This is a genomic window from Haladaptatus sp. HS23, from assembly GCF_056892285.1.
Genome location: NZ_JBXGLH010000010.1, coordinates 16561 through 38020 on the forward strand (window position 1 = coordinate 16561; position 21460 = coordinate 38020).

The window sequence follows — 21460 nt, forward strand, 5'->3', positions numbered from 1 at the left end:
CCCTCCCCAACCGACTCCTTCGGTCGCTACCGCTCCCTTCGTCATCCACCGTCAGAGCTTTGCTCTGACGAGCCATTCGTTCGTTCCTTTGTCACTCACGAAGACCTCGCACGCTGTCGGCGAGTCGGGTCGGCCGATTACTGGCCGACCCGCCCCGCCAGCGCGCGCCATGGGGAACAGACAGGGTACGCAGTACTGACCAACTGCCACGGCGCGCGTGGCCGGCAGGCCCGAGGACTTCACGTCCGAGGGCCTGACTGGCTTCCGCGCGAGGGATGACGACCGGAGGAGCTTTAGCGACGACGGGAGGAATCGGCTGGGGAGGGAGTGGCACGGTGTGGTTGCGGTTTCATTGACGTCTGTATTTGCAGTCATGGACAAACCAACACTACCTCGTCGCGAACGGTCGGGGGCTTTCCGAGTCGTCACTTCAACAGTTGCAACCACAGTACCTCCCAACTCCCGCTATCTCCGTCGCCCTCATCGTATCCGAGATGACGGAGAACGTCGCCGCGTCCCCCTCACATTTGCTCCGTCGCTCCGGAGTACGACCAACGAATCACAATGAGCGACGAAACCATCCACTTCAACCTGTTCACCATGAACTCGGTGGAACACGTGACGGCGGGCAACTGGCGCACGCCGGGCGACCAGTCCCACCGCTACACGGACATGGCGTACTGGCAGGAAGTCGCGCGACTCGCGGAGAAGGGCGGCTTCGACGCCGTGTTCTTCGCCGACGTTCGGGGCATCTACGACGTGTACGGCGGGGACCGAACCGTGGCCATCGAGAAGGCCATTCAAACGCCCGCGAACGATCCGGAACTGGTGATTCCGGCGATGGCAAGCGTCACGGACGACCTCGGCTTCGCGGTCACGCGCTCCACGACGTACGTCCATCCGTATCAACTCGCCCGCGAACTTTCGACGCTGGACCACCTCACGGACGGGCGAATCGCGTTCAACGTCGTCACCTCCTACCTCGAAAGCGCGGCGGAAAATCTCGGACTGGAGGGGCGAATGGAACACGACGCGCGCTACGACCGGGCCGAGGAGTTCATGCACGTCTGCTATCGCCTTTGGGAGGACAGTTGGGAGGACGACGCGGTGGTTCGGGACGTCGAGGCGGGGCGGTACACCGACCCCGAAAAGGTTCACGCCATCGACTACGAGGGCGAGCACTTCTCGGTTCCCGGCCCGCACTCCTGCGAACCGTCGCCGCAGCGGACGCCGGTCCTCTACCAAGCCGGTTCGTCGGAGCGCGGGCGGGAGTTTGCGGCGACGAACGCGGAGGCGTTGTTCGTCAGCCAACCCACCGAAGCGGCCGTGAAAAGCTACGTCGAGGACGTTCGAGCGCGCGCCGAGGAGGCGGGACGAAACGGCGACGACCTCGCCTTCTTCGCCGGAATCGCGCCGATAGTGGGTGAGACGGAGGAAGTCGCACAGGCGAAGTACGACAAGTACCGCGAGAACGTCGATACGGAGGCCACGCTCACGTTGCTCGGCGGGTTCATGGATTTGGACTTCTCGGAACTCGCGCCGGACCAACCCGTCGAACACATCGAAACCGAGGCGATTCAGGGCGCGGTGGACGCCCTCACCAAACACGCGCCGGAGCGGGACTGGACGGTACGCGACGTGGCGGAGTTCTGCGGACTCGGTTCCACCTCGCCCGTCGTCGTCGGGTCGCCCGAAACGGTCGCCGACGAACTCGAACGCTGGCACGCGGAGACGGGGATTTCGGGGTTCAACCTCAAGGAAATCGTCCGCCCCGGCACGCTCCGGGACTTCGTGGAATTGGTCGTGCCCGAACTCCGAGAACGGGGCCTCGTCCGCGAGGAGTACGCGGGTGAAACGCTTCGGGAGAACGTGTTCGGTCGGCAGCACCTCGCTGCCGACCATCCGGCGAGGCGATGAAATCGGCCGGGGGTGGACACGGAAATCGGTGCTGTCGGTCGAACCATCCCGCATTTCCCGACGTCTCACGCCCGTTTCCGGGTGAACGATAGCGTCGTTTATCGCCGTACGTGACCTACTTCGACTGCGGGGAAAACACCATGAGTATCGGAACAACTGACAACGAGACGGTCGTCCGCCGCGATATCGAAGAGGTATGGAGCAGCGACGGCGACTTGGGCACCATCGACGACACCGTGACGGACGACTTCGTCTATCATACATCGATGATGGACATCAACGGCCGGGACGAGTACAGGGAGATGGCCGAGGAAACCCGGAAGATGTTCTCCGATTTCGAGATGGAGGTCGAGGACCTCCTCTCGTCGGACGACGAGGTGGTCGTTCGGTACACCATGCGGGGCACGAACACCGGCGAGATGATGGGCAAGGAACCGACCAACGAACGAATCGAGATGACGGGTATCATCATCGACCGACTGGAGGACGGGAAGATACGCGAGCGATACGAGAACGCCGACGAACTCGGCATGCTCGTCCAACTCGGCGTGGTCGAACTGCCGCCGGAGATGCGGGAGTTCGAGGAGTAAGCGGGTGGACGCGTCGAACCGCTTTTTTGGAACCCTCGTCTCCGGAACCGGCGAGACGGAGGTTCGGAACGGAGAAATGCGGCCGTTTCACCGCTGTCTACGCCCGTTACCGGATGAACGATGAGTTCCGTTTATGCACTCACTGAGCGTTCGAGACTCGCGGGGGACACTGTGAGTATCGAGACAGCCGACAACGAAGCGGTCGTCCACCGGGAGATTCGTGACGTATGGGACGGAGGGGACTTCGACGTGATTCCCGACCTCGTCGCCGAAGACTTCGTTTTTCACAATCCGATGCTCGACGAGCCGGCGCGTGGACCGGACGGGTATCGGAAATTAGTCGAGGCGTTTCACGACTCCTTCTCCGACATGGAACACGAAGTGGACGGAATGTACGCCGTGGACGACGTGGTGGTGACGCGATATACGACGCGGGCCACCCACGACGGTGAGCTCATGGGCATCGCGCCGACGGAAACGAAAATAGAGGTCACTGGAATCGTCATCGACCATCTGAAAGGCGGCAAACTCGCGGAACGGTACGTCAACGACGACGCGCTGGGACTGTTCGAACAGATCGGTGCCGTCGAACCGCCGACGGAATCGGAACCGACGGACTGACCGACCCGCACAAACGAACCTCTTTTGGGCGGACCACACCAACGCGAAGACAATGAACGTACTCGTCGTCGGGGCGGGCGCGATGGGTCGCTGGTTCGCCGAGGTGATACCGGGCGACATCGCGTTTGCCGACGCGGAACCGGGGGTTGCGGAGGAGGCCGCTCGAACGGTCAGCGGGCGAGCGGTCGCGCTGGAGTCCGACGAATCATTCGACGTGGTCTGTCTCGCCGTCCCGATTCCCGCAACCCAAGCGGCAATCGAGGAACACGCGCCGAAGGCCGACCGTGCGATGGTCGACGTGAGCGGCGTCATGGCCGGACCGGTCGAAGCGATGGCGGAACACGCACCGAACGTCGAACGCGTAAGCCTGCATCCGCTGTTCGGGTCGGACACCGCCCCGGGGAACGTGGCGGTCGTCACGGACCAACCCGGCCCGGTGACGGACGAACTACTCGCCGCAATCGAGGCCCGCGGGAACACGCTGGTCGAGACGACGGCGGCGGAACACGACGACGCAATGACGACGGTGCAAGCCGGGACGCACGCCGCGGTACTCGCCTTCGCGCTGGCGGCGAACTCCGTCCCCGAGGGGCTTCGAACTCCCGTCTACGATGAGTTGGCCGACCTCGCGGACCACGTGACCGACGGCGAACCGCGCGTGTACGCCGACATTCAGGCCACCTTCGACGGCGCGACGGGCGTGGCGGAAGCGGCGAAGCGACTGGCCGACGCCGACCCGGCCGACTTCGAACGGTTGTATCGCGAGGCCGCGGACGCACACGAGGTGGACGAATGAACGCGGAGCAGCGCGAGCAGGTGCTGTCGAACGCGAAGTACCTCCAAGACGTGCGACCCGTGGACCCCGAGGAGATTTCGGAGTACGTCGAGGGGGGACCCCACCCGGCGGTCGTTCGGCAGGTCCTTCGCGAGGAAGCGGGGTCGCTCGGCTTCGTGGAGCGCGAGGACGGCACCTTCGAACCCGCCTCGGACGACCCCGTTCGCCCCGAGTTCCGCGGCGTCGATTCGTTCCCCGAGAAGTACGGACGAAAACTCGAAGACCTGCTCGTCGCGGAGTTCGGCGCGGGGTGGCCGGACGGCGCGTCGGGCGACGAACTCCGCCGGACGATTCGACGCCTCAAGGAGGACTACTTCGCCCAGAACTCCGTCGAGTACGACTATCGCGTCGCGCTCGGCTACGCCGTCTACCACCTGCCCGACTACTACGCCGTGGTCCAGTACGTGCTCTCGGAACTCGCGGAACGCGGCCTGCTGCCCGGAAAACTCCGCGTCCTCGACGTCGGAGCGGGAGTCGGCGGCCCCGCCCTCGGTCTCCACGATTTCGTTCCGGCAGAGACGTTCGTGGAGTATCACGCCGTCGAACCGAGCGACGCCGCCGACGTCCTCGCCGCGATGCTGGAGGAGACGGGTGAGAACTTCTACCCGACGGTCCACCGCGACACCGCGGAAGCCTTCGAACCCGAGGGCGGCACGAAGTACGACCTCATCCTGTTCGGCAACGTGTTGAGCGAACTGGCCGACCCGGAGGCAGTCGTTCGAAAGTATCTCTACTTCCTCGCGCCGACGGGGTCGATGGTCGCCATCTCCCCGGCGGACAAGAACGCCAGCATCGGTCTTCGGGAGGTCGAACGGAGCGTCGCAGACCGAACGGCGGTGTTCTCGCCGACGCTTCGCCTCTGGCCCGACGAGGAACCGACCGACGACTGCTGGTCGTTCGACGTGAAACCCGAGTTGGCCGTGCCGCCGTTCCAGCGCCGATTGGACGCCGGGGAGAGCGGAGACGGCGAGGGTGGCGATGGGTCCGCCGAACGCGAAACGGGTGGACGCTCCGAGGAGTCCACGGGTCAGGTGGAACACCGAGGTATCGACGCCAGCAACTACGAGTTCGATTCGAACGACGATGAGGGGACGGGGACGCAGGGCATCGACGCGAGTCAGGACAGAATCGACGCGAGTCAGTACCGAACCGACGCGAGCGAATACGGCGACAGCGACGACGGTAGCGACGCGTCCGGGCGTGGACTCGATGCGGGTGGTGCTGATGCGAGCACACACGACCCCGAGACGGACGAACCGCGGGAGTTGGTGACGCTGGACGACATCGAGGGCGACGGCGAGTTCGTCAACGTCGACGTGCAGTTCTCGCACGTCATCCTCCGCACCGACGGGACCCGTCGACGGGAGTTCACCGCCAATCCGGCCGAATCCGCGAAGATGGCGGAGATGGAGCGGCACGTGACCGAGCGGGTGAACCTCGTCGCAGTGAAACTCAGTCACTCGCTGTCGGAGGAGGGTGAAAACGCCGTGTTCAAAATCAGTGACGGCAGCGAGGCGGTGGGGAACTTCGCGGTCCTGACGAAGGAAACGTCACTCAACCGCACGCTTCGCGAGGCGGCCTACGGAAGCCTCCTCTCGTTCGAGGACGTACTCGTGCTCTGGAACGAGGACGAAAAAGCGTACAACCTCGTCGTGGACGAGCGGACGGTCGTAGACCGCCGCTAGTTCGCCTCGACGCACTCCCGGACGAAGTTGTAGTACGAACCGAACTTCCCTTCGTCGTTCGGTGACAGCGGTATTTTGTTCTCCGCGAGCAGTTCGACCGTCTTCTTTGGCTCGCACTCGAACCAGATGGACAGGATGTCTACGTTACGCTGGGCGTATTCGTAGTTGAGTTCGAGTGTGTGAGCGTCTGTGACATTTCCCTCCGCCATGTCCGTTCGCATAATGTGAGCCTCACAGCTTAAATCCCAGTGATTCATTGATTATCAATGCTGGATTACAACAGCGAGAGTACATACTGTTCCCAATCCCGACCCAGTCCGAAACGGGACGAAGACGGGCCATCGAGGCGTTTCATCGCGGCAGTCCGTGTGTCGGCTCGTCTCGCTGTCCTGATTTTTCGCTGTCATTCCTCGTTTCGTCTCACTCGTTCGGGTCGTTTCCACTAGTGATTGTCGCCCGCTCCGGTCACTCGCACAGTAGTCGGTATCGACCGTTTTCGTCGGACCGTCCGACGTCGGTTGTGGCCTGCTCACGAACACCGAGCGGAGTACTTTTGCGTTCCCGTTCCAACCCCTGTTCATGGGCGATTCGCTCGAAATTCTTCTGACGAACGACGACGGCATCGATAGCCCCGGTATCCGCGCACTGTACGAGAGTCTCAAAGAAGTCGGCAACGTGACCACTGTCGCGCCAGCGACGGACCAGAGCGCGGTCGGCCGTGCGATGTCCTACGAAGTCGAAGTCGAGGACCACGAACTCGGCTATGCGATTACGGGCACCCCGACCGACTGCGTCGTCGCCGGACTGACCGAACTCGGACCGTACCCCGATATCGTCGTCTCCGGCTGTAACAACGGCGCGAACCTCGGTGCGTACGTGCTCGGGCGCTCCGGGACGGTCAGCGCCGCCGTCGAAGCCGCGTTCTTCGACGTTCCGGCCATCGCCGTCTCGCTTCACGTTCCGAACAACCTCTGGCCCTACGACACGACCGTCGAGGAGTACGAGGAAGCGGCGCGAGCGGCGAGCTATCTCACCGAACACGCGCTCGACGCGGGCGTGTTCGAGCAGGCGGAGTACCTGAACGTCAACGCGCCGATGCCGAGCGACGGGCCGACGCCGATGGCAGTCACCCGTCCCTCGCACGTCTACGACATGGATACGACCAACGAAGGGGGCGTCATCACGCTGCACGACCTGACGTGGGAACAGATGGACGACGAGACGCTCCCGGACGCGGAGGGAACGGACCGTCGTGCGGTGTACGAAGGCAAGGTCAGCGTCTCCCCGCTGACGGCTCCGCACACGACACACCACCACGAGTCGCTGGACGAGTTGGTGACGGAGTACCGCGATTAGCGCTACCGTTTTACCCACAGAAGTCTAATCGGGCCTGATGACTAGGGGGTAGGGGGATTCGTGAGTCATAGCGATATCGAACAACTCGCGCTCGATTCACTCCCGGTAAACGTCGCGGTACTCGACGAAAACGGGATAATCGTCGCAACGAACGAGTCGTGGGAGGAGTTCGGGCGCGAAAACGGGTTGACAGCCACGACGTGCGGCGTCAGCTACCTCGACGTTTGCGACGTGGCTGACGACCTGACGGCGGACGAGGTAGCCGCGGGTATCCGCGGGATTCTGGCGGGCGACCGGGCGGAGTTCAGCCTCGAATATCCGTGTCACTCCCCGGACGAACGACGATGGTTCGTGATGCGTGCCGCCGAAGTAACGGACGACGGAAACCGGTACGTCGTCGTCGCGCACATGAACGCCACCGAGCGGCACGAACGGGAGTCCGAAATCGAGCGCTACGAGCTAATCGTTCGCAACGTCCCGGTGATATTTTTCTCCATCGACACGGACGGGACGTTCCAACTCGCGGAAGGAAGCGGGTTGGAATCGACGGGAGCGACCGACGGGGAAATCATCGGTCAATCCATCTACGAACGGTACGAGGACTACCCGGACATCCTCAAGGACTGTCTCCGTTCCCTGTCGGGTGATTTGGTTCGAACGACGAGGGAGTTTCACGGCACGATATACGATATCGTCTTCCAACCCGTGTTCGACGCGGACGGGAACGTGGAACGCGTCATCGGCGTCGCCATCGACGTAACCCGGCGAAAACATCACGAGGAGGCGCTCGCCTCGTTGTCCGACCTTACCCGTGAGTTGCTGGGGACGGAAACCGCGGAGGAGGTGTGTTCCACCACGGTGGACGCGGCGGACCGGCTGTCCCTCCCCGTGACGATTATCGCGCTGTACGACGAATCGACCGGCGCGCTCCGACCGACCGCAAGGACGGAGGAGGTGGACGAACTGCCGGAGGAGTTGCTGAACGGGGAGGGCATCGCGTGGGAATCGTTCATCCAGAACGACGCCCGATTCGACGGCGAAACCGTCTCCATTCCGCTCGGAACGCACGGCGTGTTCGTCACCTCGGTGTCCGGCGAGGCGACCCTCGACATCGCGGAACTCTGTGCGGCCGCCGTCGAGTCGGCCCTCGGACGCGCCGAACGTCAACGACGACTGCACGACCAGGAAGCGAGGCTTCGTCGGCAGAACGCGGCGCTCGAACGCCTCAACGAACTGAACGAGGGAATCCGGCGCATCGACCGGGCGCTCGTGGAGGCGCGAACCCGCGAGGAGATAGAGAGGGCCGTCTGTTCCCGTTTAGCGAGCGGGGGGCCGTACCGGTTCGCGTGGGTCGGGGCGGAGGACCCGGCAACGGGGACTGTCGTTCCGCACGAGTCGGCGGGTATCGAGCGCGGTTACCTCGACGCGGTAACGATAAAGACCGACGACGAAACGGGCGACTTAGCAGGGACCGCGCTTCGGACCGAACGGGCGCAGGTCGCACAGGACGTACTCCGCGGTCCGCTCTCCGAGCAGTGGCAGAGCGAGGCGCTGAAACGCGGCTATCGCTCCTCGTGTGCCCTCCCGCTTCGCTACGGTGACGCTGTGTACGGCGTGCTTTCGGTGTACTCCGACGAACCGCGGACGTTCGACGAACTGGAACGGGCCGTCCTCGAAGACGTGAGTCAGACCATCGCCTACGCCATCAACGCCGTCGAGAGCAAGAAAGCCCTCACCGGAAGCGAGATGGTCGAACTGGAGTTCGACATCGAGGATTCGTCGGTCGTGTTCGTGGATATCGCGGAACGGCTCGACTGCCACGTCGAATTCATGGGCGTCGTCTCGAAACACGACGCCACGGTGACGGCGTTTTTCACCGTGGACGGCGCGCCGTCGGACGACGTGTGCGGACTCGCGTCCCACTCCTTGGAGGTCGTCGACATCGAACGAGTGAGCAGTCGGGACGAGTCCGCGCTGTTCGCCGCGACGCTGACCGATTCGAGTTTCGTCGGGACGCTCCTCGACTACGGCGCGATTCCGGAGTCGGTCACCGTCGGGCCGCTTCCGGGTTCGGTCGTCGTCCGACTCTCGACGAACGCCGACGTTCGGACCTTCGTCGAGGTGCTCCAGAAACGGTTCCCGGCGTTGGAACTGCGAAGTCGCCGCCATCGAGAGCGACCGGTGGTGTCCGGGGACATCGATACGGCGCTCGCGGAGACCCTCACGGACCGCCAACGGGAGGTGTTGGAGACGGCGTACTACAGCGGTTTCTTCGACTCGCCGCGAAAGAGTACCGGCGAGGAGGTGGGACGCTCGCTCGACATCTCACAGCCGACGTTCCAACACCACTTGCGGACGGCGGAGCGAAAACTCCTCCACCGTCTCTTCGAATCGTAAGACGGAAGCCATCCGTCTAGACAGATAGCCCCCGTCGAAAACTATCACGTTCAATCTAGCTGGAAACGCCTTTAGATAGTATACCCTCCCCGTAAGTATGAAGACGGATATAAAACGACGAGGCGAACGGGGCGCCGATAGTGACCGAATCAGCCTGGATGTACTTTCCGCCGTCATGGACGCGGCGGGATACGACGACGCGACCGAGTTCACGACGTGCTTGTACGACGTCATCGACCCGGACGCCCTCGATTCGCTCTTTCACAGCAGGACGAGGGGCGGCCGCGTCGAGTTTTCGCTCGAAGGATACGACGTCTGCGTTCACAGTGACGGTATCGTGGAAGTCGTTCCGGAGTGACGATGGGCGAACAGCGTATGGATGAAAACGAAGCGTCGTCCGACGAGCGTGTGTGTGCCGTCTGCGGAGACGCCATCGATATCGAATCGTGGCATCCGGTCCTCGCCGAAACCGACGGGACGGGAACGCTCCGCCTGTATCCGTTCTGTACGCCCGACTGCCGAGACGCGTGGAAGGAACGCGAACACAACGATAACAGAGAATGACCGAATCACGAACCAACGAGATAGAATACAGCGAATACGAGGACGAGTACGGGACCGTGGCGATGTTCTACGACCCGGAGAACCACCGAGCGTGGATTCGCTCCAGCACGACGGTTTCCGTGCAACGGTAGCGACGCGGAGAAGGCCGCAGGTGCCACGCGTACAGTACGACATCCGTCTTCCGCAGACCACTCGATACGATAGGCCGTCGTCGAGGTGACCGACCGTCCATCGGTAGTTCCCCGGACGAGAATGGACCGTCGGAATATTTATTTGAATTTCTGACCGATTCCTCGTGTGAACCGGACCCTCCTCTACCACGCGTCGATGGCCCTCGCCGGCCTCGGTTTCATCGCCCGCGCCGCTCTCGAATTCGTGACACAGGACGCGGGTGTCGGCGCGTGGTTGGCGGCCATCGGGAGCGTCTGTTTCCTCCTCGGAAGCGTCTTCAACGCCCTCCGTGGACCGGACGACTTCGAACCCGGCCGCCTCGCGTGGGTCGGCGTCGGCGGCGCGCTCCTCTCCGTCGTCGGACTCGGTCTGTCCTTGTTCTCCTGAGGGGCCACCGACGGAACCCTCATCGGGAAGGACTACCCACTACAGAAATCGCCGGAAACTCCAGTACAGCCCCGATAGCATGTTTTTCGCGCTCGAAACGGGCGACAACCGCGAATCGGGGTTTCTCGCCGGTTCGAACTGGCTTTCGAGTTCCGCCGTCGAACAGCGACGAATCTCGCCGGAGTTGACGCGGTCCCCGTCGGGGTCGGTTACCCGCAACAACGTCACCTCCTCTCTCCGTCCCACGACGCGGTGGACGTTCGATTGGGAGGGCTCGCCGGCGGGTCGGTAGTGGTCGCCGATTTCTGTCATGGTTCGTCGGTATGTTTCCATACCTACCGGTCCAGAGTATATGAAACGACCGCCTGTGAACGTGCCTCGCACGCTACAACTGCGTACGAGCCGATGAGACGCCGAAAAATCGACCGCTCGCTTCCTCGTTCAGTCAACGACGACCAGCACGTCGCCCATATCGACGCTCTCGCCCTCGCTGACCGCGACTTGGGTGACGGTGCCACTGCGGGAAGCGACCACGTCGTTTTCCATCTTCATGGCTTCGAGGACACAGACCACGTCGCCGGACTGGATCTCGTCGCCCTCCGCGACCTTCACGTCGAGGATGGTACCCTGCATCTCGGCCGAAACCGTCTCGCCTTCGGCGTCCACAACGGTCTGATTACCGCTGTCACTGCTGCCACCCGCCGGTTTCGGCTTCTGGCCGCCGCCGTTGGAACTCGTCGGGACCGCCGCGACGCCGCCGCGGTCTTCGAGGTTGACCTCGAAGCGCTTGCCGTTGACTTCGACCGTGAACTCGCGTTCGACGACTTCTTCGTCGTCGTTCGACGACGTTTCCGAACCCCACTTCTCCTGTGCGTCCGCGATTCGGTCCTGGTCGAGGTGGTGGTCGAGGTACTTCGTCGTGTGCGTCCCCGCGACGAACTCCTCGTCTTCGAGCATCAAGCGGTGGAACGGGATGATGGTCGGGATTCCCTCGATGTCGTACTCCGCGAGCGCACGCTGGGAGCGAGCGATACACTCCTCGCGGTCGCCGGCGTGGACGATGAGCTTTGCAATCATCGAGTCGTAATCGGTGACGAGGTCGTCGCCCTGTCGGAGCGCATCGTCCAACCGGACGCCGATTCCGCCCGGCGGGTCGTAGGTCGTCAGTTTGCCGCCCGTCGCGGGAGCGAAGTCGTTCGCGGCGTTCTCGGCGTTGATGCGGAACTCTATCGCGTGACCTTCGAGTTCCACGTCGTCCTGTTCGAAGCCGAGCGGTTCGTCGGCCGCGACTCGAATCTGCCACTTCACGATATCGACGTCGGTCAACCACTCCGTGACGCAGTGTTCGACCTGAATCCGGGTGTTGACTTCGAGGAAGTAGAAGTTCGCGTCCACGCCGAGCAGTTCGTCGGCGCCGCGCGTCTCGTCCTCCTCGACGAGGAACTCGAAGGTACCGGCGTTGTAGTAGCCGGCGGCGTCCGCGCCGTCGCGGGCCGACTCCGCGATTTTTTCCCGCAACTCGTCCGAGAGCGCGGGGGACGGGCCTTCCTCGATGACCTTCTGGTGGCGGCGCTGGAGCGAACAGTCGCGCTCGCCGAGGTGGCGGACGTTGCCGTGGTGGTCCGCGATTATCTGGACCTCGATGTGACGCGGGTTTTCGAGGTAGCGTTCGAGGTAGACGTTGGCGTTGTCGAAGTACGCCTCCCCCTCGCGCTGGGCGGATTCGAGTTGGTCTTCGGCTTCCTCTGGACCGCGAACGACCTTCATCCCGCGGCCGCCGCCGCCGCCTTCCGCTTTGATGGCGACGGGGTAGCCGTATTCGTCGCCGAAGTCAGTGACCTCGGAAGGGTCCTCGACGGGGTCAGTCGTCCCGGGAACGATGGGCACGCCGGCCGCATCCATCGTCTTGCGGGCCTTCGTCTTCTCGCCGAGTTGTTCCATCGACTCGCTCTCCGGGCCGATCCACATCACGCCGTCGGTGGCTTCGACCTTCGCGGCGAAGTCGGCGTTCTCCGCGAGGAACCCGTAGCCGGGGTGAATCGCGTCGGCACCGGCCTTTTTTGCGGCGTCGATGATTGCATCCTGGTCGAGGTACGAGTCGGCGGCGCGCGCCGGGCCGACGTTGTACGCTTCGTCGGCGTAGCGAACGTGGCCGGAATTTCGGTCGGCGTCGCTGTAGACGGCGACGGTGGCGATTCCGAGCTCCTCGCAGGCGCGCATCACGCGAACCGCGATTTCGCCGCGATTTGCGACAAGAACCTTATCGAACATTCTTGCAGAAAGCTATTCGGGAAGGCCACCTCATTCTGTCGGTTCTCCCCCGGTGACGACGCCGTCAACGCGACGTTTCCACACTGGTTGACGAGGCGGCCCGGACGTTCGAAGGGGACCCGAAACGTTTTTTATGATATATCTTGGCATCTACACCGTGCAACGAACGACTCCACCCGCCGCTGGACACCCGAACCACGGGCCAGCACCTGCTTTTCGCCGGGTGGAGTCCCGATTCGGCCGCTGACGCGGGACGGGGTGAAACCGGGCGACTCGCGTTCTCACTATCGAACGATACCCCGAAATCAGACACCGATGTACGAAATCAGGCAGTCAGCCCGCCGTATCGCCACCGAACGAGTGCAACAGACGACTAACGAGACGGTTCGACGAACCACCGGCCAGGAGCGACGATGACCGACATGGACCCCCGGACCTACTACGACGAGTTCGGCGAACACGAGTGGGAGCGATTGGAGCGTGACCCCGTCACCCGCATGGAGTTCGAGAACACGGTCGACTACCTCGGCCAGTACCTCCCCGACGCGGGTCGTGTCCTCGACGTGGGCGGTGCGTCGGGTCGCTATGCCGTGTGGCTCGCCGAGCGGGGTCGTCGGACCACGTCCGACTGCTCGTCGGAAGCGACGGATTCCGACGCTGGTTATACCGTGAGGCTCGTGGACGTGAGCGAAACGCAGGTCGAACTCGCCCGTGAAAACGCCGCGGAGCGCGGACTCGCCGACCGAATCACCGCCGAAGTGGGTGACGTGCGCGATTTGCGATTCAGGGATGAAAAATTCGACGCGGTGTGCTGTCTCGGCGGCCCCCTGAGCCACGTCGTGGACGACGACGAGCGCGCCACCGCCATGCGCGAACTACGCAGGGTCGCCGCACCCGACGCGCCCGTCTTCGTCTCCGTCATCAGTCGCTTCGCGCCCCTCCGGGACATCGTGAAGTTCGACCTCGAATCCTCGCACGGCTTACTGGCCCCCATCGCCGAGGACGGCAAGTACACCGCGGAACGCGTCGTCGAACACGCCGACGGCGAGGGCTGGGCGGAGTGTCACTTCTTCCGTGCCGAGGAGTTCGAGTCGGAATTGCAGGACGCGGGCTTCGCCGTCGAGAAACTGGTCGGTCTGGAGGGCGTCGCCAACCGGATGAAACCGGAGTTGGCGGAGGCGAGCGACGAGGCCGTCGAGAGCGTGCGCGAGGTCGTTCGAATGCTTCGAGAAGACCGTGCGGCGGTCGATTTCTCGGAGCACATGCTGGCGGTGTGTCGAGTATAGTATCTGGAAACCTTTCTCGTCCTGCGGTGTGCTTTGTTACCTCCGTTTGATTCTACAAGCGAAAATGGACTCCCCAATATATCGTATCAATCTATTCGCGGTTCGTGGGTATTATTTAGTGTATCAACGCTCATCGAAATCGACAAGCGAATTCGATTGTTCCGAACAGTTAGGTGAAAAGAAGTCCGATCTCTGTGATTTCGCCCCGTTTCGAGATGACTGATTAATCCTGTAGACAAAGTGGAACGCTCGACGGTAGCGAGGTCGATTCCTCGAACTCTCCCGATTTTGGGCGATTGGCTTCCTGTGGGCAGTATAAGCGGCAGTAGAAAGGCCAGATGGTCGTTTTGAACCGATGACTCAAATAATACGAACCACATAGTCGATAGCAACTGTTCCAGCAATCAACTGCTGGAGTCCCGAGTCATTCGATTCCTCAAACGTCACGTGTTTGTAAATTCGTCTGGATTTAAAGAGAATCAATCGGCATCGATACCTATGATTGTTCTGCTGACAGAACCCTATTTGATCGATTCAAGTGTGTCTGCTTCCCTGTCGTTTGAAAGGGATATCTAGTTATGACACTATTTTGTGCATTGACTCAGTACACCACTCGTTCGATGACTGCTTGGATAAGCGTTGCTCCTCTGGATTTAGATGGGTGAACCAAGAGTACACTACACTCTAATCGGCTACTGATCTCGCTCGCAGGGTCCCCAAGCACCATTTCGTGTATACGTGAGTGCGCAACTGTTCCCACTATCGCTATGTCGGCACTTGCTGCAGCAGCGACTAACCCCGAAACCGTATCGGACACTTGGATCACCTCGCTCTCCGTTTCAACGGAGCAGAGTCCCTCAAGCTCATGTAAGAATTCACGTGCTACGCCGATCTGTTCCTCCGAGGCACTTGGGTCAACCGCGGTCACGAATCGGATAGTCGCTCCGAAGACAGTAGCGATCGCATTAGCGACCGCGACTTTCGTTGGTTCGTATGGTCGTCGTTGGGTAAGGACAGCAATCTCGTCAACAGCTCGTAATCCACGATCCTGAAGGAAGACGGTCGTACACGGAGCGTGTTTCATGAACCAGTCGACGTCACTACCGAGTAGTTCCGCGTGCCAGTGGTCAGGTCGCCATTCTCCAAGGATGAGTTCGACACCGAGATTCTCCGCGTAATTGACGACCGCTTTCTTTGTATCGTGGCTAACGACTTCACTTGCCTCGATGACAGCCGGAAGTTCCTCAGCTAACTCACGTGTTTGTGTCTCGAATTCCCGGTCATCCAAGCTCAGCTCAGTCGCCGAGGATAGAGGAAGCTGGTCTGGGACTTCCTCAAATCGGATCGCGTGAACCGTGCCGCCTTGTTGCTGTGCGACGCTCGCCGCAACGCGGAGTAATGTCTGTTCCCGTTCTACAGATGTCTCCGCATCCATTGCAACGAGGACGTGACCATCGCCATCAGTAACCGCTCGCTCCGTCTCGATCAACGTTTGAGAACTCTCGGACCGCCGAATCGCATCGAGGGCTGCACCCTCCCGTTCTGTCCGCTCGTGACCGTAGAATCGATACCAGGCAATACCGAACAGGATGATCCCCAGTGCACCTCCAAGTGCAACGATTCCCATTTGCGTCAGTAAAAGAAGCCCACCGAGGGCTCCAATACCCTGCACTATGGGATAACCAGGGGCTGTAAACTCGGGTGTGTACCAGTCGAGGTCACTTTCGCGGAACGCGATGAGTGCACCGTTGATGAAGACGAACACAAGAATCTGGAATGCACTCGCCAACTTCGCGAGATCAACGACCGGTACGAATGCAATCAGAACGAGCAGAATCAACCCAGTGAATCCGATGGAGTATATCGGTGTCTTGAATCGTTCACTTATTTCACTGAACTGTGGTGGGGCCAACGAATCGCGGCTCATCGCGAGCGGATAACGTGATGAAGACAACACACCTGCATTCGCCATACTCGTTAATGCTAAAACCGCGACGATAGCAAGCACGAGGCCGCCCAGTGGCCCTGCGAACGCTTCTGCCGCTTGGGCCATCGGCGTCAAATTGTGCTTCGTCTGTAGTTCGGAGGCTGGTACAACGCCAACGATAACGAAAACGGTCAACGTGTACACCAACATCATCACGAGAACCGAAACGAGAATCGCGATGGGAATGTTTCGCCCCGGATCTTCGACTTCTTCGGCGACACTGGCGATTTTCGTAACACCGGCATAGGAGACGAAGACGAAGCCGGTTGCTGCAAGAAGCCCGGTATCTCCATGCGTCAAAAACGGATGATATTGGGAGTGGTCGACGTATGTCATCCCATCAGCCACGAATCCCACGAGGATGAGCAGAACAAAACTGACGATCCCGGCCTGTAATCGTCCAGTTTGCTTGACGCCGATGATATTGACGATGATCAGAAGAATACCGAGTCCGATCCCGACAACTGTGAGTAAGCCTGCCGAGAAATCGACGAGTAACAGGAGATACGCGCCCAGACCGACAAGAGCGAACGCGCTTTTGAACACGAGCGAGAACCAGGCACCAATCCCGGCAATGGTCCCCGGAAGCGGCCCCATCGCTCGATCAATGAAAAGATAGGTCCCACCCGCTTCAGGAAGTGCTGTGGCCATCTCAGCTTTCGAAAGGGCGGCAGGGAGGACAATCAGTCCCGCAAGCAAGTAGGCCAATATTACACTTGGCCCTGTTTTTGTGGCTGCGAGTCCCGGAAGGACGAAGATACCACTTCCGATCATCGCTCCGATACTGATCGTGATCGTCGCATACAAGCCCAGATCGCGTTCGAGATTTTTTACCATAGTGGCTATTTTTTACCCAGATTCGGCTCCGTTTCTTCCGTTCTCTATTTTTGTGAGCCGAATAACATAAGCGTGAACCCTCTATCCACTATTTGTCGTGTCTACTGAACGCACACCCGATTTATATTCTTGTGAATCGATCCACCACTATGTCCCATCCTGATTCCGGCCCCAGCAGAGCGATTCCGGAATCGCTTGCCAACGACCTACGTACGCTTGAGGACGAATCACTTCGAGAAGTCATTTCATTTGTGCAAACATTGCTCCGTAAACGCGCCGCTCAAACTACTCAAATAGAAGCAGCACCCGGTGAAGAAATCATCCATATTGAGGAACTGGATGGGTATACTCTGGTCACGAAAACACACGAATGCGTAGACGGATGCGATGATTGTCCACACGGCCCCTATCTCTATCGAATGAAAGAAGAACATTCAGCTATCGATAACGAATCGACACTCCATTGGGTATTTTTGGGTCGCATAGAACCGTCACATCGTGAACCATAGGAATGCCACGATAGCGCTACTTTGTTGGCCATCGACCACGCTGTTTTGTCGTCGCGATCGGTTTGGCGCTGGACGAATATATCTCGGCGGTACTCGAGCCAAAAATCAAGCGACTAAATCGACTTTTCTCTGATCTCCCGAGAACAGTGCTGTCATAGTAATCCGTCTGCTCGGCAATCGCTCCGATTGCATCATCGGCTTTTAAAATCCACGTATTGACCGGTTTCGCTCCGTCAAGCTGATCAACAGCTGCAGATACATATTGCTCAGCACGAGCTTGTCTCCTCGAGGATACATTGGGTGGAATGATGTGCAAAATATTTGTCCATGCGTTATGCTCTCTTGCAAGTGTATGTCCAACAGTCACGGCAAGACCGGAGTGATTTCCACTCGAGACGTTCGAAGAATAGACGAAAGATGGTTTACTATGGGTCAGAATAGACTCAGCTATGGCATATCGACTCGACAATATCGATAAACGGATCATCTACTATCTGATGAAAGACGCTCGAGATACGTCCGCTCCAACGATTGCTGATGAGGTAAACGTTTCAGCAGGAACGGTCCGTAATCGTATTTCCCAACTACAAGGGAATGGCATTATTACGGGCTTCCACGCAAATATCGATTTTGAGGAGGCCGATGGCCGACTGACGAATTTGTTTTCCTGCACTATACAAGTCCCAATGGGAGAGAAACTCGCCCAGCAAATCCTTGAAATTCCCGGTGTCATCAATATTCGTGAACTCATGACCGGTCGCGGGAACGTTCAGGTAAAAGCAATCGGTGATGGAACTACTGACCTTTCTCGAATCGCCTATGAACTCACAGACTGTGGTCTCGAGATAGAAGACGAAGATCTAATACAAAATGAACGGTTCCACCCCTACCACGAATTTGGCCCTGACGAACCCGGGGATCACATCTCATTGACGGATCTTGTAAGCCTCTCCGGAGACGCCGATATTGTCGAAGTAGCAATCGATCCAGATGCACCGGTTGCTAACAAGACCTTACGAGAGGCTGGCGAAGAAGGATTGATTCAGGACGATCTTCTCGTCATCGCAATCGAACACGATGAGACTGTCCTCACACCGAAGGGCGATACGCTCATCCGGCCGAACGATGTTGTCACCGTTTTCTCGAGAGGCGGCATTTCTGATAATATTCTTCAGAGCTTCACTGTTAACGGACAAGCTCAGACGATTGATTAAAAGAATGAAATTATGAATATATACATTTGAATTCCCTATCTGAAAGTTCGTGAAATGAACTGTGTTTTATCCCCTCTCTCGGTATAATCTCGGCGGGATTTTCGAATCGCCGTATACTATATAAATTCAATTTGGGTATCCCATGCTGGTCTATTAAACCCATTCCTTTTTCATGGTGGGGTAAAGAAGTACTCTACACATGGCCGAAAACTCGCCAAGTGAAGACGTCTCCACGGCCGAATCGGCCGGTGAAGGCGACGTCGAAACGGAATTATCGCGGGATATGAGCCTCTTCGATATTACTTTCATCGGAGTTGGAGCAATGATCGGTGCAGGGGTATTCGCCCTCACTGGTTTTGCCGCCGGTCTCGCGGGACCGGCACTAACGATTGCATTCATCCTCAACGGGGCCGTTGCAATGTTCACTGCCGTCTCTTATGCGGAACTCGGTGCAGCATTCCCAGAAGCAGGAGGGGGATATCTCTGGGTGAAAGAAGCGCTCGTCGACCCGAACGGATTCTATGCTGGGTGGATGAGTTGGTTCGCTCACGCGGTTGCGTGTTCGTTGTACGCCGTAACCTTCGGGACCTTCTTCGTTGAGTTCTTCCGAATCCTTGGGATTGCAACGTTTCCTGCGTTCGGGTTGGGCGTTGGTTTCTGGGAGAAACTCCTCGCTGTCCTGATGATCTCCGCGTTTGCATATATCAACTTCCGAGGGGCCGAAGAAACTGGGAAAGCCGGTGTCATCGTTACGGGAATCAAGGTCGTCATTCTGGGCCTCTTCATTGCCTTCGGTATCTGGGCAACGGTGAGAACTCCAAATTGGACGGCAAAATTCCTCGACAGTCCGAGCTTTGCACCGGGTGGCTGGATCGGCATTGTTGGCGCAATGGGTTTCACCTATATCGCTTTCGAGGGCTACGAGATCATCGTCCAGTCGGGTGAAGAGGTTGTTGATCCTGGGAAGAACGTTCCCAAGGCCGTCTTCTACTCGATGGCTATCGTCGTTCCCATCTACGTTCTCGTCTCATTCGCCGCAATCGGCGGCATCGACATCACCCAGCATCTGATCAGCCAACCCGGCGGTATCCCGAACTCCGCGGGTACTTCTCTTCCCACGTGGAAAGCGCTCGGTGAGATGGGTGAACTCGGGATTATCGAAGCAGCGGGACAGTTCGTCCCGTATGGCGCGCCATTGCTCCTGTTTGCAGGACTCGCCGCAACAATGAGTGCACTCAACGCAACTGTGTACTCCTCGAGTCGTGTGTCGTTCGCGATGGGACGGGACCGTGCACTGCCGAGTATTTTCGATTCGATCCACTCGGAGAAGCGAACTCCTCACTGGGCGATTTTCATTTCGGGCATATTGATCGCCGTGATGGCTGTGACCCTGCCCATCGAAGCAGTCGCAGCGTCGGCGGATATCATGTTCATTCTGCTGTTCCTCCAGGTGAACTGGACCGTCATTCGAATGCGCCAGACCCACCCCGACCTGCCGCGCACGTTCAAGGTCCCGTATATGCCGTGGCCACCACTCATCGGAATTGCTCTGCAGTTCTTCTTGATGCCGTTCCTCATCTACACCCTCGGACTCGAATACATCGGTATCGGAGAGAGTAACCACGGTCTCATCGCGCTGATCGCTACTGCTGCGTGGATGCTGGTTGGACTGGGTGTCTACTACGGCTATTCGAAACAGCAGGAAGCAAAACAAATCGAAGAAGAGACGCCGACAGTGGTCTCACACAAGGCCCACAGGGAAACGGAGAATCAAATCGTCGTTCCGATCTCAAACCCGGAAAATGCACAACAACTGATGCGGACAGCCGTCGATTTGGCACGTGACGAGGAAACGTATCCAGACGGCGGTATCCTCGTCATGAGCGTCGTGACCGTCCCGCAACAGACGCCCACATCCGAGGGTCGTGAATTCATCGGAGACGAACGTGAAGTCCTCGAAGAAGCGATGGAGATCGCTCACGAGGCGGACATCCCAGTCAGCGGAACGGTTCGCATCGGTCACGATGTCAGCGATGCGATCTTGAACACGATCGAGCAGTACGACAGCGATGTCGTACTAATGGGATGGAAAGGTCAACACAAAACCCAGCGTCGCGATATCGTACTGGGGGGCAACGTGGATGATGTCGTACAAAATGCGTCTTGTGACGTACTCATCGAACGTATTGGTGACGACGCTGGCAAAGTCGATTCGATCCTTGTCCCGATTGCAGGCGGTCCCCACTCCGACTTCGCTGCTGATGTCGCAGATACCATCGCCGCTGCGACGGGCGCGCACATCGAACTCGTACACGTTGTCAAACCGGGTGCAAACGAACAGGAAGCACGCGAGATGCTCGCCGATTCCGAAAGCCGGTTCCGCGAGCAGGCCCAGGTTTCAACGACGGTACTCGAAGGCGACGATATCGTCGATACCATCGTTGCACGCACCAGCGATCATGACCTTACAATTGTCGGAGCTACACGGGAAGGTCTCTTGCAGCAGTTCGTCTTCGGAGTCATCCCCGAACAAATCGGATGGAGATCGAAGAGTACGACGATCATGGCAAAGCAGCATCAGGGTCTCAAGTCGTATCTGCAACGGTGGCTGTGAGGTGGTACGGACATGGCCACGATATTTGAACAGACACTCCACCGGACCTTTCAAGTAGGGTTCGCTGGGACAATCGTGCTCACCGTTTTCTTTTTTCTTTATCTGTGTGGAGGAGCAGCGGCAGTGTCACTCACATCGTATCATTTCTCATATCATTTCTTGTCGATGCGCTCCGATTTCGTGTTTGATCTTCTCGCAACTCTCATTGGGTGGTTTATT

Annotated in this window: 21 protein-coding genes; 15 read left to right on the plus strand and 6 right to left on the minus strand. The window is 59.3% G+C overall.

Going from position 1 to position 21460, the window contains the following annotated elements:
- Positions 1-51 precede the first annotated feature (51 nt).
- On the minus strand, positions 52-375 hold the full coding sequence (locus AC1XDK_RS22360) for a hypothetical protein (protein WP_483352189.1): 324 nt from the start codon (positions 373-375) through the stop codon (positions 52-54).
- A gap of 189 nt (positions 376-564) precedes the next feature.
- Between AC1XDK_RS22360 and AC1XDK_RS22365 the strand changes: the two genes are divergently transcribed.
- The 5 genes from AC1XDK_RS22365 to AC1XDK_RS22385 all read left to right on the plus strand — a co-directional run bounded on the left by AC1XDK_RS22365 (position 565) and on the right by AC1XDK_RS22385 (position 5648).
- Positions 565-1917, plus strand: coding sequence for an LLM class flavin-dependent oxidoreductase (locus AC1XDK_RS22365; RefSeq protein WP_483352190.1), 1353 nt, complete (start codon positions 565-567; stop codon positions 1915-1917).
- Positions 1918-2057: 140 nt separating this feature from the next.
- Positions 2058-2507 (plus strand): ester cyclase, encoded by a 450-nt coding sequence (locus AC1XDK_RS22370; protein WP_483352192.1) that lies wholly within the window; start codon positions 2058-2060, stop codon positions 2505-2507.
- Between the two features lie 171 nt (positions 2508-2678).
- On the plus strand, positions 2679-3128 hold the full coding sequence (locus AC1XDK_RS22375; protein ID WP_483352194.1) for an ester cyclase: 450 nt from the start codon (positions 2679-2681) through the stop codon (positions 3126-3128).
- A 52-nt stretch (positions 3129-3180) separates the two neighbouring features.
- Positions 3181-3924: a prephenate dehydrogenase/arogenate dehydrogenase family protein gene (locus AC1XDK_RS22380; RefSeq protein ID WP_483352195.1), complete on the plus strand. Its 744-nt coding sequence runs from the start codon at positions 3181-3183 to the stop codon at positions 3922-3924.
- Positions 3921-5648 carry a small ribosomal subunit Rsm22 family protein gene (locus tag AC1XDK_RS22385; RefSeq protein WP_483352196.1) on the plus strand — a complete coding sequence of 576 codons (1728 nt, stop codon included), beginning with the start codon at positions 3921-3923 and terminating at the stop codon, positions 5646-5648. The genes AC1XDK_RS22380 and AC1XDK_RS22385 overlap by 4 nt, the downstream gene beginning before the upstream one ends.
- Here AC1XDK_RS22385 and AC1XDK_RS22390 read toward each other — a convergent pair.
- Both AC1XDK_RS22390 and AC1XDK_RS22395 read right to left on the minus strand, forming a co-directional pair.
- On the minus strand, positions 5645-5857 hold the full coding sequence (locus AC1XDK_RS22390; RefSeq protein ID WP_231182834.1) for a hypothetical protein: 213 nt from the start codon (positions 5855-5857) through the stop codon (positions 5645-5647). The two genes, AC1XDK_RS22385 and AC1XDK_RS22390, sit on opposite strands and share 4 nt — an antisense overlap.
- A 54-nt stretch (positions 5858-5911) precedes the next feature.
- Positions 5912-6229 carry a hypothetical protein gene (locus AC1XDK_RS22395; protein WP_483352197.1) on the minus strand — a complete coding sequence of 106 codons (318 nt, stop codon included), beginning with the start codon at positions 6227-6229 and terminating at the stop codon, positions 5912-5914.
- Between AC1XDK_RS22395 and surE the strand changes: the two genes are divergently transcribed.
- From surE to AC1XDK_RS22425, 6 genes are all read left to right on the plus strand, one after another.
- The gene (surE, locus tag AC1XDK_RS22400; RefSeq protein ID WP_483352198.1) at positions 6228-7004 is read left to right on the plus strand and encodes a 5'/3'-nucleotidase SurE; all 777 of its coding nucleotides are present in this window, start codon (positions 6228-6230) and stop codon (positions 7002-7004) included. The two genes, AC1XDK_RS22395 and surE, sit on opposite strands and share 2 nt — an antisense overlap.
- Before the next feature lie 60 nt (positions 7005-7064).
- Positions 7065-9401, plus strand: coding sequence for a bacterio-opsin activator domain-containing protein (locus AC1XDK_RS22405; RefSeq protein ID WP_483352199.1), 2337 nt, complete (start codon positions 7065-7067; stop codon positions 9399-9401).
- A 97-nt stretch (positions 9402-9498) separates the two neighbouring features.
- Entirely contained in the window at positions 9499-9759 is a 261-nt protein-coding gene (locus AC1XDK_RS22410; RefSeq protein ID WP_483352200.1) for a HalOD1 output domain-containing protein, read from the plus strand.
- A 17-nt stretch (positions 9760-9776) separates the two neighbouring features.
- Positions 9777-9965, plus strand: a complete 189-nt coding sequence (locus AC1XDK_RS22415) for a DUF7576 family protein (RefSeq protein ID WP_483352201.1) — start codon at positions 9777-9779, stop codon at positions 9963-9965.
- Positions 9962-10096 carry a DUF7331 family protein gene (locus tag AC1XDK_RS22420; protein WP_483352202.1) on the plus strand — a complete coding sequence of 45 codons (135 nt, stop codon included), beginning with the start codon at positions 9962-9964 and terminating at the stop codon, positions 10094-10096. Before AC1XDK_RS22415 ends, AC1XDK_RS22420 begins: the two co-directional genes overlap by 4 nt.
- 166 nt (positions 10097-10262) lie before the next feature.
- Positions 10263-10523 (plus strand): hypothetical protein, encoded by a 261-nt coding sequence (locus tag AC1XDK_RS22425; RefSeq protein WP_483352203.1) that lies wholly within the window; start codon positions 10263-10265, stop codon positions 10521-10523.
- 39 nt (positions 10524-10562) lie between these two features.
- On the opposite strand, the gene AC1XDK_RS22430 is transcribed toward AC1XDK_RS22425, so the two are convergent.
- Positions 10563-10835 (minus strand): hypothetical protein, encoded by a 273-nt coding sequence (locus tag AC1XDK_RS22430; protein WP_483352204.1) that lies wholly within the window; start codon positions 10833-10835, stop codon positions 10563-10565.
- A gap of 129 nt (positions 10836-10964) precedes the next feature.
- Positions 10965-12794: an acetyl-CoA carboxylase biotin carboxylase subunit gene (locus AC1XDK_RS22435; protein ID WP_483352205.1), complete on the minus strand. Its 1830-nt coding sequence runs from the start codon at positions 12792-12794 to the stop codon at positions 10965-10967.
- Between the two features lie 143 nt (positions 12795-12937).
- Here AC1XDK_RS22435 and AC1XDK_RS22440 point away from each other — a divergent pair, with 143 nt between their 5' ends.
- Together AC1XDK_RS22440 and AC1XDK_RS22445 are read left to right on the plus strand one after the other, a co-directional pair.
- The gene (locus AC1XDK_RS22440; RefSeq protein WP_483352206.1) at positions 12938-13171 is read left to right on the plus strand and encodes a hypothetical protein; all 234 of its coding nucleotides are present in this window, start codon (positions 12938-12940) and stop codon (positions 13169-13171) included.
- A 36-nt stretch (positions 13172-13207) separates the two neighbouring features.
- Positions 13208-14080 carry a class I SAM-dependent methyltransferase gene (locus tag AC1XDK_RS22445; protein ID WP_483352207.1) on the plus strand — a complete coding sequence of 291 codons (873 nt, stop codon included), beginning with the start codon at positions 13208-13210 and terminating at the stop codon, positions 14078-14080.
- 601 nt (positions 14081-14681) lie between these two features.
- Here AC1XDK_RS22445 and AC1XDK_RS22450 read toward each other — a convergent pair.
- Positions 14682-16904: an amino acid permease gene (locus tag AC1XDK_RS22450; RefSeq protein WP_483352208.1), complete on the minus strand. Its 2223-nt coding sequence runs from the start codon at positions 16902-16904 to the stop codon at positions 14682-14684.
- A gap of 958 nt (positions 16905-17862) precedes the next feature.
- Between AC1XDK_RS22450 and AC1XDK_RS22455 the strand changes: the two genes are divergently transcribed.
- Positions 17863-18627: an Lrp/AsnC family transcriptional regulator gene (locus AC1XDK_RS22455; RefSeq protein WP_483352209.1), complete on the plus strand. Its 765-nt coding sequence runs from the start codon at positions 17863-17865 to the stop codon at positions 18625-18627.
- A 199-nt stretch (positions 18628-18826) separates the two neighbouring features.
- Positions 18827-21241, plus strand: coding sequence for an amino acid permease (locus tag AC1XDK_RS22460; protein WP_483352210.1), 2415 nt, complete (start codon positions 18827-18829; stop codon positions 21239-21241).
- The last annotated feature ends 219 nt before the right edge of the window (positions 21242-21460 follow it).